General features: G+C 60.7%; 15 protein-coding genes. 6 read left to right on the forward strand and 9 right to left on the reverse strand.

What is annotated here, in order from left to right; all coding sequences use genetic code 11:
- Positions 1-5: 5 nt before the first annotated feature.
- From GGD40_RS22700 to GGD40_RS22730, 7 genes are all read right to left on the reverse strand, one after another.
- The gene (locus tag GGD40_RS22700) at positions 6-1,499 is read right to left on the reverse strand and encodes an aldehyde dehydrogenase (RefSeq protein ID WP_179745165.1); all 1,494 of its coding nucleotides are present in this window, start codon (positions 1,497-1,499) and stop codon (positions 6-8) included.
- 17 nt (positions 1,500-1,516) lie between these two features.
- Positions 1,517-2,851: an NAD(P)/FAD-dependent oxidoreductase gene (locus GGD40_RS22705; protein ID WP_179745166.1), complete on the reverse strand. Its 1,335-nt coding sequence runs from the start codon at positions 2,849-2,851 to the stop codon at positions 1,517-1,519.
- A gap of 5 nt (positions 2,852-2,856) precedes the next feature.
- Complete coding sequence (locus GGD40_RS22710; RefSeq protein WP_179745167.1) at positions 2,857-3,747, reverse strand: dihydrodipicolinate synthase family protein; 891 nt, start codon at positions 3,745-3,747, stop codon at positions 2,857-2,859.
- Positions 3,748-3,816: 69 nt separating this feature from the next.
- Positions 3,817-5,112: a serine hydroxymethyltransferase gene (glyA, locus tag GGD40_RS22715; protein ID WP_373565346.1), complete on the reverse strand. Its 1,296-nt coding sequence runs from the start codon at positions 5,110-5,112 to the stop codon at positions 3,817-3,819.
- Between the two features lie 97 nt (positions 5,113-5,209).
- Positions 5,210-6,091 (reverse strand): glycine betaine ABC transporter substrate-binding protein, encoded by an 882-nt coding sequence (locus GGD40_RS22720; protein ID WP_179745169.1) that lies wholly within the window; start codon positions 6,089-6,091, stop codon positions 5,210-5,212.
- A gap of 63 nt (positions 6,092-6,154) precedes the next feature.
- Complete coding sequence (locus GGD40_RS22725; RefSeq protein WP_179745170.1) at positions 6,155-7,042, reverse strand: ABC transporter permease; 888 nt, start codon at positions 7,040-7,042, stop codon at positions 6,155-6,157.
- The gene (locus tag GGD40_RS22730) at positions 7,039-8,247 is read right to left on the reverse strand and encodes a quaternary amine ABC transporter ATP-binding protein (RefSeq protein ID WP_373565415.1); all 1,209 of its coding nucleotides are present in this window, start codon (positions 8,245-8,247) and stop codon (positions 7,039-7,041) included. The genes GGD40_RS22725 and GGD40_RS22730 overlap by 4 nt, the downstream gene beginning before the upstream one ends.
- Before the next feature lie 626 nt (positions 8,248-8,873).
- Between GGD40_RS22730 and GGD40_RS22735 the strand changes: the two genes are divergently transcribed.
- The 6 genes from GGD40_RS22735 (at position 8,874) to GGD40_RS22760 (ending at position 14,958) form a co-directional block, all read left to right on the forward strand.
- Positions 8,874-9,803: a LysR substrate-binding domain-containing protein gene (locus GGD40_RS22735; protein ID WP_179745172.1), complete on the forward strand. Its 930-nt coding sequence runs from the start codon at positions 8,874-8,876 to the stop codon at positions 9,801-9,803.
- A gap of 182 nt (positions 9,804-9,985) precedes the next feature.
- On the forward strand, positions 9,986-11,242 hold the full coding sequence (locus GGD40_RS22740; RefSeq protein ID WP_179745173.1) for an aromatic ring-hydroxylating oxygenase subunit alpha: 1,257 nt from the start codon (positions 9,986-9,988) through the stop codon (positions 11,240-11,242).
- A 50-nt stretch (positions 11,243-11,292) separates the two neighbouring features.
- Positions 11,293-11,688 carry a cupin domain-containing protein gene (locus GGD40_RS22745; RefSeq protein WP_179745174.1) on the forward strand — a complete coding sequence of 132 codons (396 nt, stop codon included), beginning with the start codon at positions 11,293-11,295 and terminating at the stop codon, positions 11,686-11,688.
- A gap of 221 nt (positions 11,689-11,909) precedes the next feature.
- Positions 11,910-12,956 (forward strand): alkene reductase, encoded by a 1,047-nt coding sequence (locus GGD40_RS22750; protein WP_373565347.1) that lies wholly within the window; start codon positions 11,910-11,912, stop codon positions 12,954-12,956.
- Between the two features lie 38 nt (positions 12,957-12,994).
- Positions 12,995-13,984, forward strand: coding sequence for a zinc-dependent alcohol dehydrogenase family protein (locus GGD40_RS22755; RefSeq protein ID WP_179745175.1), 990 nt, complete (start codon positions 12,995-12,997; stop codon positions 13,982-13,984).
- Positions 13,985-14,607: 623 nt separating this feature from the next.
- Entirely contained in the window at positions 14,608-14,958 is a 351-nt protein-coding gene (locus GGD40_RS22760) for a hypothetical protein (RefSeq protein ID WP_179745176.1), read from the forward strand.
- Positions 14,959-15,012: 54 nt separating this feature from the next.
- Here GGD40_RS22760 and GGD40_RS22765 read toward each other — a convergent pair whose 3' ends face one another.
- Positions 15,013-15,522: a low affinity iron permease family protein gene (locus tag GGD40_RS22765; protein WP_179712819.1), complete on the reverse strand. Its 510-nt coding sequence runs from the start codon at positions 15,520-15,522 to the stop codon at positions 15,013-15,015.
- Positions 15,523-15,643: 121 nt separating this feature from the next.
- Positions 15,644-16,966, reverse strand: a complete 1,323-nt coding sequence (locus GGD40_RS22770) for an MFS transporter (RefSeq protein WP_257030553.1) — start codon at positions 16,964-16,966, stop codon at positions 15,644-15,646.
- Between the last annotated feature and the right edge of the window lie 108 nt (positions 16,967-17,074).

The following is a 17,074-nucleotide window of genomic DNA, read 5'->3' on the forward strand; positions in this document are numbered from 1 at the left end:
CCGTTTCAGGCGAGCTTGAGCCAGGTCGTCTTCAGCTCGCAATACTGGTCGTGTGCGTACACCGATTTGTCGCGGCCGCCAAAGCCCGACTGCTTGAAACCACCGAACGGGGTGGCCAGGTCACCCTCGCCGAAACAGTTCACCGTAACCGTTCCCGCGCGGATTCGGGCCGCGATCTTGTGCGCATGGTTGACGTTGTCCGTCCACAGCGACGCCGCCAGCCCGTAACACGTGTCGTTGGCGATCTCGACCGCCTCGTCGATGTCGCGGTATTCGATCACGCAGAGCACCGGGCCGAAGATTTCTTCGCTGGCGAGACTCATCCCGGGCGTCACGTTGTCGAAGATCGTCGGCTCGACGTACCAGCCGCCACTCTCGACGAACACGGCGTGACCGCCCCGCACGAGTCGCGCGCCTTCCTGCTTCGCCTTCTCGATGTGACCGAGCACCTTCTCATAGTGCGTCTGTTCGATCAGCGCCCCCAGTTTCACCTCGGGGTCCAGCGGCTGACCGGTTTTCCAGCCTTGCAGCACCGCTTCGATTTTTTCCAGCAGCGCGGCCTTCATTCCTGTGGGCACCAGCAGACGCGAACCCGCGCTGCAATTCTCGCCCATATTCCAGAACGCAGCGGCCACAGCCTGTTCCGCCACCGCATCCAGATCCGCGACATCCGGCAGTACAAGCTGCGGGTTTTTTCCGCCGCATTCGAGGATGACCCGTTTAAGGTTCGTGTCGGCGGAATAGCGCAGGAAACGCTTGCCGGTTTCGGTCGAACCCGTGAATGCGATAAGGTCGACGTCCGCGTGAACGCCGAGCGCGTGGCCCGCGGTCTCGCCGAACCCGGTGACGACGCTGAACACCCCCGCCGGCACGCCGGCCTCGAGCGCAAAATCGGCGATGCGCAACGTCGCGAGCGAAGTTTGCTCGGCGGGCTTCACGATCACGCTATTGCCGACCGACAGCGCCGGGCCGATTTTCCACGCCAGCATCAGCGCGGGAAAATTCCATGGCAGGACGGCGCCGACCACGCCAATCGGCTCGCGAGTAATCATGCCGACGACGCCTGGTCCCGAGGGCGACAGCGCGTCATATCGTTTGTCGGTGACCTCCGCATGCCAGCGAATGCATGCCGCGGACTCGGGAATATCCAGCCCCAGACATTCCGAAATCGGCTTGCCGGCTTCGAGTGCTTCAAGCATCGCCAGTTCGTCGGTATGGTCTTCGATTAGCTGGGCGAGTTTCAGCAGCACCGCCTTCCGGTGTGAAGGGGCGCCCTTCGACCAGACACCGCTGTCGAATGCCGCTCTCGCGGCAACGACGGCACGGTCGATGTCTTTCGCGTCGCACCGCGCGACATCGGCTAATACCTTGCCGTTCGACGGATTCAACGTCGCGAATGTTTCATTGGATGCCGCAGGACAACGCTTTCCCGCAATGAAGGCGCGGCCGTCCAAAGAGAGGGCATCGGCCTTTTTCTTCCAGTCATCAAGTGTCGTCATGTCGTGTCCTCAATCGATTAAAGTTCGGCGCCCGCCGAGAACTCCTTGACCCAGATAGCCGCGGAAACCGCCACGTCGGCAATCGGGCGCATGGGCAACGGGCGCGGTTGCGGCTGTTTCAGAAGCTGTTGAATCATGTCGTTCGACAGACCCAGCGCGTACTCGGCGATCACCTTTCCGGACGAGGAACCCCGGCTGAGACCCAGCCCGTTACACCCGATCGCCTGATAGAGGCCGTCGTCCCGCTTTCCGAACAAGGCGCCGCTGTTTGCCGACAGGCAGAGTGCGCCGCCCCACGTGTAGTCGAGCGCCACGTCTTTGAGCATCGGAAAGCGCCGGTCGAAAGAACGCTGGTGCAGACGCTTCGCCTTGCGCAGATCGGCAGGCGACACTTCCAGTCCCGGGCGGAACGCGAAGTGATTGCGAATACAGATCTGATCGGTTGCAAGTCGACGAACCGTCGTGCCCATTGGATCGGCCGGAATCAGCGCCCAGGATTTGATGCCGCCGAGCGCCTCGACCTCGGCCGGCGTCAGCTTTCGACTCAACGAAGCGAAGGTGTACACCGGCAGCAAGCCGTTCGGTTTTTCACCAAAGCTTGCGGCGTACGCGTTGGTGCACAGAATGACTTTGCCTGCGTTTATCGTGCCGTCCGCGAACCGCAGCACCTTCGCGCCGTCGCTGCCGTGTTCCAGCCTTCTGAGCGGACTCAACTCGAACACCTCGACGTTCGACGGCATGGTCCTCGCCAGGCCTCGCATCAGCGCGGCAGGTTGGACCGTGCTGCACCCCGGCGTAAAAATGGCGCTGTGGTAGAACCCGGTGCCGGTCACCTTCGCGACCGCGGTTTCGTCCAGCCACTCGAACGGCTCGTCGATGCGTTGCAAGCCCTCCGCAAAATGCCTGAGCGCGTCCTTACCGCGTTTATTCACAGACGCATGGTATTTGCCGTCGTCACGCCAGTCGCACTGGATTTTCTGCTCGCGAACCACCGACCTGACGTAGTCGATGCCGTGACGCTGCATCCGCACGTCCGCCTTGTCGGCGTCCACACTTCTCGAATAGCTTTCGCTGCTGATGTCGTGTGGCAAGTCGACGAAGAAACCCGAATTGCGCCCCGCCGTCGAGCGGCCAATGCGATCGGCCTCGACCAGTGCGACCGACGCTTGCGGCGCCAGCTCCGCCAGTCGCCGGGCTGCACATAAGCCCGTGATGCCGCCGCCCACCACTACAAAGTCAAAATGCCGGTCACCGTGGAGCGCGTTCGCGACCGGCGGCGGGGGCAGACTTTCCCACCAGCCGTTGACACCATCCGCCGCAGGCAAGCGATCGAATTCGAGTTTCGAGGCCATGCAACTCAGCGTCCCTTGCGAAGCAGCGGCTGCACGAGTTGCGCGAAGCCGCGCCGCTCGTCGTCCGTCAGCGCGCCCAACGGCGCGCGCGCATTGCCGACCGCCCGGCCCGCCAGTTCACAGCCATAACGTACGTACTGAATGAATTTGCCACTGCGCTCGAGAAGCTCCAGCACCGGCAGCAGTTGCGTCATCAACTCTCGCCCGGCGACGAAGTCGCCCTTCCTGACACAAGTGTCGAGCAACTCCACGTGGACTTCAGGGAGAAAGTTGGCGGCGCCCGCAACCCAACTCCGTGCGCCCCACGCAAAGAATTCGAGCGCCTGGTCGTCCATGCCGCAACTCAGCACGAGTTTCGTTTTGAAGTGAGTAGCCAGATGATGTAAGTGCGCGATGTCGCCAGTGCTCTCTTTCATGGCGACGAAGTTCGGCCGCTCGAGCAATGCCTCCAGGATGCGGTCACCGATTTCCGTACCGGTCCGTGCCGGAAAGTTGTACAGCATGATCGGCATGTCGAGATGGTCGTCGATCTCGAGCAGGTGTTTCAGTAACTCGTCCTGAGTGGGTTGCGCATAGTACGGCGCCGCCACCAGCAGCGCCGCCAGCCCGGCGCTCTTCGCCGCGTGCCCGAGCCGCAGCACTTCGCGTGTCGTGGTCGCGTTGATGCCGGCGGTGAGAAACGTCCTGTCGCCTGCGGCTTGCGCAACGGTATGGAACGTGTGAACACGCTCCTCGAAGCTGAGCGCGTAATATTCACCCGTCGTTCCGCCAATCCCGAGACCTGACAGGCCTCGGCCCGCCAGATCGATAGCATGTTGCGCCAGCAGTTCATGGTCGATTTCGCCGTCGGCCTTGAACGGCGTCACCAGGGGCGCGTGTACTCCCTCGAAGCTCATCAATCTTTCTCCTTGTGCAGAAAATCACATCACGGGATGCGGCGATACTCGATCGCCGCGATGCCCGGCTCAAACCAGTGCATCGGCGTGGGTATAAATGGGAAAACGGCTGCACAGATCGCGAACCTTGCTTCGCACCGAGCGCTCGACGAGTTCATCGCCCGCCGGGTGCTGCTCCAGGCCGGACAACACCTCGAGAATGAGAGTGCCGATCTCGTCGAACTGCTCGACGCTGAAGCCGCGTGTCGTGCCCGCGGGCGTGCCGAGTCGAATGCCCGAAGTGACAGTGGGGCTCTGCGTGTCGAACGGGATACCGTTCTTGTTGCAGGTGATACCGGCCCGCTCCAGCGCTTTCTCGACCTGTGAGCCCGTCAAGCCTTTCGGGCGCAGATCGACGAGCAGCAAATGATTGTCCGTCCCTCCGCTGACGAGATTCACGCCGCCCAGCTTGAGCACTTCCCCCAGTGCCTGAGCGTTTTTCAGCACCTGGTCGATGTACTTCGTAAACTCGGGACGCAAGGCCTCGCCGAACGCCACCGCTTTACCCGCGATGACGTGCATGAGCGGACCGCCCTGCAGACCGGGGAAAACGGCCGAGTTGATTTTTTTGGCGACGTCGGCGTTGTTGGTCAGAATGAAGCCGCCGCGCGGACCGCGCAGCGTCTTGTGAGTGGTGGACGTCACGACATCGGCGAATCGCACCGGATTCTCGTGCCGGCCGGCGGCAACAATGCCCGCGATATGCGCCATATCGACCATCAACATGGCGCCGACGCTATCGGCAATCTCGCGGAACTTGCCGAAATCGAGCGCGCGCGGATAAGCCGAGTAGCCCGCGATAATCAGCTTGGGGCGATGCGTCTCGGCGAGCCGCCGAACCTCGGCATAGTCGATCAGGAACGTGTCCGGATCGACGCCGTACTGAACCGCGTTGAACCACTTGCCGGACAACGCGGGGCGCGCGCCATGCGTCAGATGCCCGCCCGCGTCCAGCGACATGCCGAGCACGGTGTCGCCCGGTTTGAGCAGCGCGAGCATGACGGCGCCGTTCGCCTGAGCGCCGGAATGTGGCTGCACGTTGGCGAACTCGCATTCGAATAGCGCTTTCACACGGTCAATAGCCAACGCCTCGATGCGGTCAACGTGCTCGCAACCGCCGTAATAGCGCTTCGAAGGATAGCCCTCCGCATACTTGTTGGTGAGCACCGTGCCCTGCGCTTCCATCACTGCGGCGGACACGATGTTCTCCGACGCAATCAGTTCGATCTGCGACTGTTGACGCCGCAATTCAAGGGCGATTTCCGAGGAGATGACCGGGTCACGGTCTTGCAGCGTCTCTGAGAAGAATCGAACGAAATCGTTCACTGACATACTCCGTGATCGTCATAAAGCAGATTTTTCGAGGCTCTCGACGGGCGCGTCACGAAACGCTCATGCGCTCCGGTCAGGCCCGCGAGCCGTGTTACTGCTGAAGCCACGCCTTCAACTTGTCGGGATGCGCGTCGACAAACTTTTTCGCCGCCGTGGCGTAATCATTCGAGTTGTTACCCTCGAACTCGATGGCTTCCACATCGGCCAGCGTGAGCTTGAAGTGCTTCATGAACACATCGGCGCGCGGGAACCGGGTTGCGAACTGCTTCGAAGCAAACGCGTGAATCTGCTCTTCGCCACCCAGCGTGCCCTTCGGGTCCTTCAGATAACGCATCTGCCATTTCTGAAAGAGCCAGTGAGGGCTCCAGACCGTCGCGACAATCCATTGCTTCGACTGATACGCGCGCTGCAGCGAGGCAAGCATGCCGGCTTCACTGGATGACTGCAGGTTGTAGCCGGCGAGGTCGTAGTCCTTGATGGTTTTTTCGGAAGCCTGCATCAGGCCGCCGCCCGGTTCGATGCCTTGAATCGTGCCGTTGAGCTTGCTCTTGACCTCGGGCTTGTTGAGATCGGCAATCGACGAGAGTTCGGATTCAGGCACGTAGGCGGGAACCGCCCAGCCGTTTTTCCCGCCGGTGTAGATAATGCCGACGTCGTCCATATCGTTCTTGTAGCGCGCGTAATACGTGGCGTGCGTGACCGGCAACCAGCCACCGACCATCAGATCCACGTCGCCTCGCGCGACGCCTTGATACTGAATGCCGATATCGGCCTGAACGAACTGGACAGGCTGGTGAAGCTGGCTCTCCATCACATACTTCGCCACATTCGCCACCGCGAGCACGTCGGCCCAGTTGGTGATCGTCAGTTTCAGCGGCTCCGCGGCCATCGCTCCTCCGCCATATAGACCGACGGCACACAGCGCCGACAGGGCAAGTTTCACGGCATAAGATTTCAGCGTTTCTGTTTTCATCTGGTACTCCGTCATCATTGGAAGAATTTTTTCTCTATTGCGTCGTAGCGTGGTGGTCGTGAGTCAAGACTGCGTTGGGACCGTCTCACGCGTGGGGGTTGCCGACGTCCGCGCACGACTCTTCTTCCTCGCCGACTTGACACCGAAACTTTCGGTCAGACGATCAAGAATGATGGCGAGCAGAACGACACCCAGACCGCCTTCGAAGCCAATGCCGATATCGAGCCTTTGAATGCCGCTCAGGACATATTCGCCGAGGCCGCCCGCGCCGATCATCGAGGCGACCACGACCATCGAGAGCGCCATCATGATGGTCTGATTGATGCCCGCCATGATGGACGGCAGCGCATTGGGCAGTTGAATCTTCCACAGCAGTTGCGAGTCGGTGCTGCCGAACGAGCGGCCGGCTTCCATCAATTCTTCGCGGACCTGCTTGATGCCTAGCGTCGTGAGCCGAACCACCGGCGGCATGGCGAAGACGATCGTTGCAATGACCGCGGGCACGCGGCCGAGTCCGAACAGAATGACCGCGGGAATCAGGTACACGAATGCGGGCATGGTCTGCATGAAGTCCAGCAGCGAACGCAGGATCACCTCCGCGCGGCCGTTGCGTGCACCCCAGATCCCGAGCGGAATGCCGATCAGCAGACTGAAGAAAGTGGCGGCAATCACGAGCGCCAGCGTGGACACCGTTTGCGCCCACAGCCCCATGTAATGGATCGTCAGGATCGCGAGGCCGACGAATGCCGCGAACACCGCGCCTTTGCGCCACAGCGCGATAGCCACGAACGCCACCAGCATCACGACAAAGGGGATCGCGCCGAGACCGTCCTGCAGGAGCTTGACGACCGCGTCCAATGCCGCGGAAAAAGCGTCGAATCCGCCGCGGAAATGCAGAAAGAGAAAGTTGACGGCGTGCTCCGCCGCTTGCCCGATAAATGACGAGTTCATACCGCTCTCCGTTGCATAACCTGTTTCAGAATCGCGCGGCACGATACGACGCCGGCGAGCTTGCCGGCTGCGTCGACGATGGGTACGTCGTGTTCCTGTCTAAGCGCGATGGACGACAGTTCGTGCAGATCGGCGTCGATCGAGACCGCCGCCATGTCGTGCAGCAACGCGTTCCGGATCGGCGCGCTACCGCATTGACGCAACGACGCCGAGGTGACGCATCCCTGATAGCGGCCGGCTTCGTCGCAGACGTAGCCGCACTCGACGCCGGCGTCGATCAGCTCATTCGTATAGCGGTCCGCCGGGGTGGCGGCGTCGCAGGAGATCACGCCGCGTTCGACCCTGGACAGCAGACTGGACGCTTTCTGGAAGCGCGAGACGTCGACATTGCGAAAGAAGTTGCGAACGTAGTCGTCGGCGGGCGACTGGATCAGTTCGGCGGGTGTACCGACCTGCACGAGGCGTCCGTCTTTCATCACGCCGACGCGGCCGCCAATCTTGATGGCCTCTTCGATGTCGTGCGAAATGAAGACAACCGTGCGTTGCTCCTCTTTCTGCAGCCGCAGAAGTTCATTCTGCATTTCAAAGCGGATCAGCGGATCGAGCGCCGAGAAGGCTTCGTCCATCAGCAGCACCGAAGGATTCACAGCCAGAGCACGTGCAAGGCCGACCCGTTGCTGCATGCCGCCGGACAGTTCCCCCGGATAGAGCTTTTCGTACGAGCCGAGTCCCACCCGGACCAGCACGTTGCGCGCAACCTCGTAGCGCTCGGCCTTCTTTTCTCCGGCAACTTCCAGACCGTACGCAACGTTCTCGATGACCGTGCGATTGGGCAGCAGGGCAAACGATTGAAAAACCATCGCCATTTTCTTGCGCCGCACTTCGCGCAGTTCGGGCGTGGACATCGGCGCAATATCGCGGCCTTCGAGAACGACCTTCCCCGATGTCGGTTCGATCAGACGATTCAATAGCCGCACCAGCGTCGACTTCCCGGAGCCGGACAGTCCCATGATCACGAAGATCTCGCCCGCCCGGACACCGAGGCTCACGTTGTCGACCGCCACCATGTTGCCGGTCTGCTGGAAGATTTCGTTGCGCCCGAGACCTTGCCGCAACAACTCCGCGGCTCGTTCGGGTTTCGGACCGAAAATCTTCGAGAGGTTTTGAACCGTCAGAATTTCATTCGCGGGCACGGAAACGGGCATCGCGACTGAAGACGTGGAGCTCGAACTGGCGACGCCCGGGTAGACCGCCTGTTCTGATGCAAAGGTGAGGTTTGGGGACATTCCGTCATTCCAACTGGCAAGGTCAAAAACCTGTAGGCCCGCAATCGTCACCGGTATGCGCGGCATGCACGCACCGTTGCAACGTTGCTTTGCGGGTCAGGGATGAGCATTGCGGCGGTCCAACGCCCACGCGTTGAAGGCCATATCGCAACTGTAGACAGCCAGCCTCGCGCAGCCGCATAAAGCGCGACATTTACCGCGAAACTTAACAACTTTCATCACCAAATTAGGTTTTAGAAATGTTTGTTGCGTTGATGACAGCGTACATCGCCAATTAGAGCGAACCAGCTACATTTTCTGCGCTCTTTGCCCTACTTCTGGTAATGGGTAGGCCGCTCGCGAACTCCAGCGGCTCGGCGCGATTTCCGCGACCGCAGGCCTGGCGTGGCTTTGATCGGCACGAGCCACGACTCGCCGGAACCCGCCGCAGCGCCCCCATAAGGGGAAATCCGGAGCAGGCGCGTGCCGCGCCCTGTCACCATCGAAAATTTTTCAAATATCATCGGCTGACACCACGAGCCCTCTCCATTCATACCCACCCAATCATGAAATCCGTCTCCGAAGGCGCCAAAGGCTATCGACGGCTGATCCCTTCGTTGACGGCTCTCGTCGAGTTCGAAGCGGTCGCGCGATTAAGCAGCTTTACGCGGGCCGCGAACGAGTTGGGTGTCACGCAAGCTGCGGTAAGCAGGCAGGTGCGATGCCTCGAAGTGTCCCTCGGCGTTCGCCTTTTTCATCGCTTGCACCGGTCGATCAGACTGACGGGCGAAGGAGAAGCCCTGTATCTCGTGGTGGCGGAGTCCATGCAGCGAATCGCCGGTGTCTACGACCGGTTATCGGACGGCAGCGCGGAACAGGAGTTGGTGCTGGCCACCACCGCGGCCTTTTCGCATTTCCGCGTGTTGCCCAGGTTGGCCGAATTGAAACGGCTTCAACCGCAATTGAAACTGCGGCTGACGACGCAAATGTTCACCGCCGATCTGCGCCACAACGAAGTGGACATAGCCGTGCGATATGGCAATGGCAAGTGGCGCGATGGCACCGCCTCGTTGCTGTTCGATGAAGAAGTCTTTCCGGTATGTTCGCCGGCCTGGTCGCAGGCTAACGGCGCGCCGCAGTCGCTCGCTGAGTTGACGAAGACGCAGTTGATCGATTCCGACTCGACATCCGAAGGATGGCTGGACTGGGAAACTTGGTTCCAGGCGCTTGGCGCGCGGCCGTCGCGATTGCAGTACGAACTCCGTTGCACGCTGTACACGGACGCGATTCAGGCCGCGCTTCATGACCAGGGCGTGGCGCTCGGCTGGCACAGATTGTTGAGCGACCTGCTCGACTCCGGCGAACTGGTCCGGCTCACGCAAGCGTCGGTCAAGGTCAGCGATGCCTATTACGTGGTGATTCCGCACGGCCGCACGATTACGCCGACGACGAACCGCGTGATTGAATGGCTACGTGGCAGCGCGACGCTTTCATGACGTCGCCATTGCGATGCAATCACGTAAGGTCAGAGAGCAAAGTCGCCAATTCTCTTTCGCATAACTTGCGGTAATGCCAGCGAAAAAATAAAGCGCATTGACGCTCGAAATCGTCGATTCAATACTGGGTTCTTCACGCGATGCCATGGCGTCACGACGATCAATCCATCAAGAGGCAATCGATGTCCGCGGCGAACCTTAGAACTCACGCTGAAGTGGCGCACAGTCGCCAACCTGGTCACGGCATGCCGGGAGAACTATTCGGCCGCCAGGACGTGTTCGAGACCGATGTGGACGTGTTCTTTCACCGGCACTGGATTCTCGCGGGCGTCACCGCCGACGTTCCGCAGGCCGGCGACGTATCCGCGGTCGACATCGACCGGGCCTCGATTCTCATCGTGCGCGACGACGATGAAAACATTCGCGCCTATCGGAACGTATGCCGGCACCGCGGCGCGCGCCTCAAGGAAGCCGGAAAGTCCACCGTCGGGCTGCTGGTGTGCCCATACCATCAGTGGACCTACGACCTCGACGGCAGCCTCAAGCACACCGCTCATATGGGTATCGATTTCGACCGCTCGTGCCGCAGCCTGATGCCGGTGAAAACGCGCGTTGTCGGCGGCCATATTTTTGTGTGCCTTGCGGACCATGCCCCCGCCGATATCGAGTTTCTCGCGCAAACCATGATTCCACGGTTCGCGCCCTACGACCTGACGCGCACCAGGATCGCCTATGAAACCGACATCGTCGAGAACGGCAACTGGAAACTCGTCATCGAGAACAACCGGGAGTGCTACCACTGCGGCGCAACGCATCCGGAATTGACCGCGTCGTTCCTTCCTGAAGATTTCGGGTTTTGCCCGCAAGGTTTGAGCGACGAGTCGCAACGCGCATTGGAGGCTTATCACGCACGCAACGCCGCGAGCATCGCGAGTTGGGAACGCGACGGACTGATTTGCGGCACGGTCGAAAGACTCGCGCCGGACGTCGCCACGGGCTTTCGAACCCAGCGTCTGGTGATAGCGGGAGACGGCGAATCGCAGACCATGGACACGCGAGTAGCCAGCAGAAAACTGTTGGGCGACTTATCGCGTCGCGACCTCGGCGACATGCACTTATGGACCCACAATTCGTGGACGCATGTGATGAGCGACCACGCCGTCGTCTCGTACATCATTCCGCTCGCGCCGGACAAGACGCTGGTGCGCACGAAATGGCTGGTCCATGAAGACGCGGTGGAAGGGGTGGATTACGACCTGAATGCGCTGACTGAAGTCTGGGTCGCCACGAACGCGCAAGACGCCCAGCTCGTTTCGATCAATTACCGCGGAACGCAGGATCCAGCGTATCGCCCTGGACCGTTCTCTCCGTTTACCGAGACCTACCTGGAGCTCTTTTCGCAATGGTATGCGGCCAGGCTGGGGATGGACACCGCATGACCATGGCGCCGTCAGCACGGGCTGTAGTGAACTTCTCATCGAGGTAATACATGAATTCATCGAGCAACAACGAAACCGCTTCTCCCGATTCGCACGTGTTCGTCGCGCGGCGCTGCTATGAGATCAACAACAACGACTGGCTGCCGCTGACAATCGGCGACGCAGAAATTCCCGGCTATTTCTGGATCCCCTTGTCGAGCGACGACAAAAACAGATGGTCGAGCTACTGGATGAAAATCGAACCGGGCGCCCAAGGTCCGCAACATCGGCATGAAGCGACCGAGTTGATTCTGGTCTACGAGGGCACCTTCACCGATAGCGACGGCAAGGACTTCGCACCCGGAAACGTGATGACCTACGCGACCGGTTCCAGCCATTCAAGCTCGTCCCGCGATGGCTGCGTCGTTCTGGTCGTTGCGCGAGAAGGCTCGCACCTGCTCGACTGAGGTCGGGCAGTTTATCCGCCGCAGCGCACCGCACCGGGCGGCGCGTCACGCATGGCAACTCCGGCGCCATCACATCTCCCCGCCAGCACACTTCAAGCCAATCTCCGCTACCCCATCCCTCCGGATCAGTCGACACAAACCATGCCTAACAGGCATGGCGCCACGCCTACAAAGTCTTTTCCATTTCCGTGAACCAGGCCTAGATTACCCATCAGACGGCAGTGACGCGCCTGCGCACCCTTCAACCCGGCGACATTCCGAGCCCGATGATGGCCGACTTCTACGGCCAGCGCGCCTCCGAAGGTGGCCTCGAAATCATCGAAGGCGTCAGCATCTCCGTCACCGCCCGCTCCTATCTCGGCGCGGCGAGCTTCTACCACGATGGCCAGACGGCCGGCTGGAAAGCGATCGCCAATGCCGTTCACGCCAAAGGCGGCCGCGTGTTCATGCAACTGATTCACGGCGGACGTCAAAGCCACGTCGAAATGACGGATGGTGTAGCGCCGGTCGCACCGTCGGTGGTTCCGTTCAACGGCGTCGCGTTGACGAAGGATGGCTTCGTGCCCGCGTCCCCGCACCGCGCACTCGCTATCGAAGAGATCCCCGCCGTCATCGAGGAATTCCGGGTTGCGGCACAACGCGCGCTCGATGCCGGCTTCGACGGCGTGGAACTACATGGCGCGAACGGTTATCTGGTCGACCAGTTCATTCAGGACGGCACCAACCAACGCACCGACGCTTACGGCGGTGCGATCGAAAATCGTGTTCGCTTTCTGCGTGAAGCGGTCGAAGCGTTGATTTCGGTGTGGGGTGCGGATCGGGTCGGCGTGCGCATTTCGCCATCGGGTAAATGGGGCGGCATTTCGGACAGCAATCCCGAAGCCACCTTCAGCCATGTCGCCAAAGTGCTCGACGAGTACAAGATCGCTTACCTGCATGTGATCGAACCGCGTATCAAGGGCGACGACACGCTGCACGAAGGTCATCCGCCGGTTGCGGTGAAGTATCTTCGTCCGCACTTTTCCAGGCCGATCATCGCCGCGGGTGGCTTTGACGGCGATAGCGCCGAGGCCATCGTCGCAGGCGGTGACGCGGACCTGGTCGCTTTTGGCCGCCATTTCTCGTCAAACCCGGATTTGCCGTATCGTCTGAAGCACAAGTTGCCGCTCACGCCGTACGTCCGCGCCGCGTTCTGGGGCGGCGATGAAACGCACTACTCCGATTTCCCTGTCTATCAGACTGTCGCAGAAGCCGAAGCGACCGTCTGAGTCGATTCGTGTTTCGTCATCCATCAACGGAGGTTTTCATGTCACGCACTATCAAGTTCGCCCAGACCGGCGGACCGGAAGTTCTCGAATTCGTCGACACCGCCACACCCGAACCGGGTCCGAGCGAGATTCGCATCAAGGTGAAGGCGATCGGCATCAATCGCGCGGAAGCGATGTGGCGTATCGACCAGTACATCGAACCGGTCAAGTTTCCGGCGGGTCTCGGTTATGAAGCTGCCGGGATTGTCGATGTAGTCGGCAAGGACGTCAGCGGTTTCGCGGCCGGCGACGAGGTCAGCGTGATCCCATCGTTCTCGATGAATCAGTACGGGACGTATGGCGAAGTGATCGTCGTGCCGGAGTACGCCGTCGTCAAACATCCGGCGTCGCTGTCGTACGCCGAGGCGGCCTCGGTGTGGATGATGTTCGTGACGGCGTATGGCGCGCTAATCGAAGACGCCAAGGTGACGAAAGGCGACTTCGTGATCGTGCCGGCGGCGTCGAGCAGTGTTGGACTCGCGGCGATCCAGCTTGCGAATTACGCCGGCGCGACTTCCATTGCGCTAACGCGCAGCGTGGCCAAACGTCAGCAGTTGCTCGATGCCGGCGCCGCTCACGTGGTGGTGACGGACGAAGCCGATCTGCTCGATGAAGTGATGCGGATCACGGATGGCAAAGGAGCACGCGTGGTGTTCGATCCGGTCGGCGGACCGAACTTTGCGAAACTGATTTCGGCGCTGTCGTTTCAGGGCATTGCGTATATCTACGGTGCGCTTAGCAACGAGGTCACGCCGCTGCCGGTGCTCGACATGATCGCGAAGATGATCACCGTCAAGGCGCACAACATCTGGCTGACGAGCGGGGATGAGACGCGTCGTAAGGCTGCGGTCGACTATGTTCTCAAAGGGTTGGCGAGTGGCGAGCTCAAGCCGGTGATCGATCGCACGTTCTCGTTCGATGAGATGGTTGAGGTGCATCGGTATCTTGAGACTAATGGGCAGTTTGGGAAGATTGTTGTGACGGTGTGATCGGATGATTGGGTGTGACTGAGACGTTCGCCGGAGGATGGCGAACGTCTCACTACCGCCGGCAATTGCAGGCGCAGGGAGATTCGACGGCAAAATTCGTCGCTGGACCTGACTTTGATCCAGGCAACGATGCATTGGTCCTCTATGGAAAAAACGGCGGCACCGATGTTGACCGTCTACGCGCGCTGTACGCGTTGGCGCTCGGCACTTCGGACCGATCAAAAGGAAAGAGGCTGAACTACTCCCGCAATGCGAGACGCTCCTGCGCTCGGCCGAGCCTAAAGCGGGCGAAGCCTGCGAGTAAGAGCGGCCGGCGAGGCCACGATGCGTGAGTGCAGTGCCAATACAAACGCTACTGAGGCGCGATCCGTACATCGGCAATTGCACTCCCTTTGCATAAAGCGCGCGACGTGAGCATGGCGCTCCGCCGTTCTCGGCAGGCGGTTCACTGGGGACCCGGCTCGGCCATCGGGCAATCACAGGATTGCGCGAAAACCTGTATGGATGTACAGTTCTTCCCTGTGGATGTCCGACCCTGCCCACGAACCGTTGTGCAGGGTCTCGCGAGCCACGCCGCGTACTTGTGACGCTCCGCAAACGTGGGGCAAGCATAGGGAGAAAACATGTTTCGATTTGCGATCCGAGGTGCAGTGCTGCTGGCGTTCGCTTCGACAGCGGTGGCCGGCGAGCACTACATCGAGATCTGGAATCCGCCGGAAGCGCGCCTCCCGCAGCCATCCATTAGCGGCAAGGGTATAGCAGGCAAGACGTCGCTCGTCCCTCGCCATGCGTCCAGAGCAACACCGCGTCGGGTTGCAGATCCGGTTGCGAGGTCCGTTCCGGGCAAACGCGTGACGGATACCTTTAAGAAACCTGTCACACCACGCCCTACCGACATTCCTCGCATCATGACGCCTGAAGGCAATGTGCTTCGCGTGAACTACACCGGCACGCCGGTCCAGGTGCTGCGCTGATCGAAACGTCCTTCGCGGCGAGTATCGAATCTGTACTCGTCATTGGCGTCACATTTATCCCCTCGACTTGACCGGCTTTTCCATGCACGCGTCGACGTCGACACTTTCCTGATCGTCCCGGTTGGCCCGGCTTGCCAGTTGCAAATAAGCGGCCGCGAGTCGTCGAAGATCGTCTTCGGACGCACCTTCGATACCGATCAATTGATCGTTCGCCGCGCGATGCGACGCGAGCAGTTCATTCAGCTTCAGATGCATCGCCACGCTGTCCTTGTTCTGACTTTGCTGGATCAGAAAGACCATCAAAAAGGTAATGATGGTCGTGCCGGTATTGATCACCAGTTGCCAGCCGTCGGAAAAGTGGAATAGCGGACCCGTCACGCCCCAGACGAGCACGGTGATTGCCGCGACGCCGAACGCGACCGGTGAACCGGCCAGCCGCGTGATCGAACTGGCGAAGGTGTCGAAAGCGCGCGTGACGGGGTGGCGTGCCGCGTACGCTGGGCTCGCTGTGTCCGGGACGGTGCTCAGGCTGTCTGCGTAAGAGCCCGGTTTTGCTGTTCGCATGGCTGCCTCCAACGGTTGTGATCCACATCCGCTGGGTAGCATTTTGCGTGCCGTGTGGCTGTGGCGTGTGCCGAGGCTCATGCCGCAATGAAGCTTGCTGTCACGCGCGGCATCGACGCCGTTAGTCAGTACAGGCGGGGCACGCTACCGTCGTCGCTGTCGGCTTGCTTGTCGGCTTATTGGCCACCTTGCCGGCCGAATGATTCACCGCCTCAGCCACGCCAGCCTCAACCGTCACACCCTGCTCCCCCCGCCCGAAACTCAGCAACACACCGAACCCCAGCAACGCGAGAGCGCTACCGAGCAGAAGATCGGCCGAGATCCCGATGTGATCGACCACCATCCCGCCCACCAGCGAGCCAAGCGCGATCGCCACCTGAATGATGCTCACGAACAAGGCCGACCCGGCTTCCGGCGAATCCGGTGTGGCGCGCTGAATCCAGATGCTGAAACACAACGGCAACGCGCCGAACGAAACGCCCCACGCGAGCACGAGCGCCGTTACGCCAATCGACGAATGCTGCAACAGCGGCAACGATACCAACGCGACCATCAGCAGCGACACCATCACACCGAGCGAGATCTTCAGATTGCGCGTGACCGTGGACGACACCGCGAAATTGGAGACGAAACCGATAATGCCGAAACCGAGCAGCAGCCAGGTAATGGTAGGCATGCTCAGATTCGCATTGCGCAACAGAAATGGCGTGATGTACGTGTACGACGAGAAATGCGCGCCGAACACCAGCGCCACCATCAGCATGCTTTTACGCGGATGCGAACGGCGCAGGAGCGTCACGAGATCGTGCAGGCGCAATGCCGCGTTCGACGGTAACGACGGCACGAAGAAAAACTGCGCGACGAGCGCCACCGCAACCAGCACACCGGTCGCCATGAACGAAGCACGCCACGACGCGAAGCTCGCGATGAACGTGCCGAGCGGCACGCCGATCACCGTTGCGCACGTTACGCCGGTCAATATCGTCGCCATGGCGCGCGCGGAATCTTTCGGCCGCACGAGGCGTCCCGAAGCCGCCGTGGCCAACGTCCAGAAACCGCCCAACGCCGCGCCGAGCAACGCACGGCCCACCAGCATGAAAAGGAAATCCGGCGCAAAGGCCGAGATCAGATTCGACGCCAGCAGCAACGCGGTGAGCAGCAGAAAAACGCGCCGCCGATCCATACGCCCCGCCACCAGCATCAGACCCGGAGCCGAAATGGCCGCGATCACGCCGGGCACGGTGACCATCAACCCGGCGGTGCCCGGCGATACACCCAGATCCGCCGCGACACGCGGCAACAATCCGACCGGTAAAAACTCGGTCGTCACGAATGCAAAAGCGCCAATTGCAACGGCGCCGACCGCGAGCCACGAACGCACGGACGACGATGCACCATCGTCCGTCGAGGCGTGGCTCGACGGCAGATTATCTTCCATCAACATAGTATTGTTTGCGGGTTACTTAACAACGAGTGGGATTGGAGCGGCAGCGCCGTGCTAATCGAATCGCGGACTGCCCACCCTGAATAAAAAAAGCAGGTCCTGTCGACC

Source organism: Paraburkholderia bryophila (assembly GCF_013409255.1).
Lineage (GTDB): Bacteria > Pseudomonadota > Gammaproteobacteria > Burkholderiales > Burkholderiaceae > Paraburkholderia.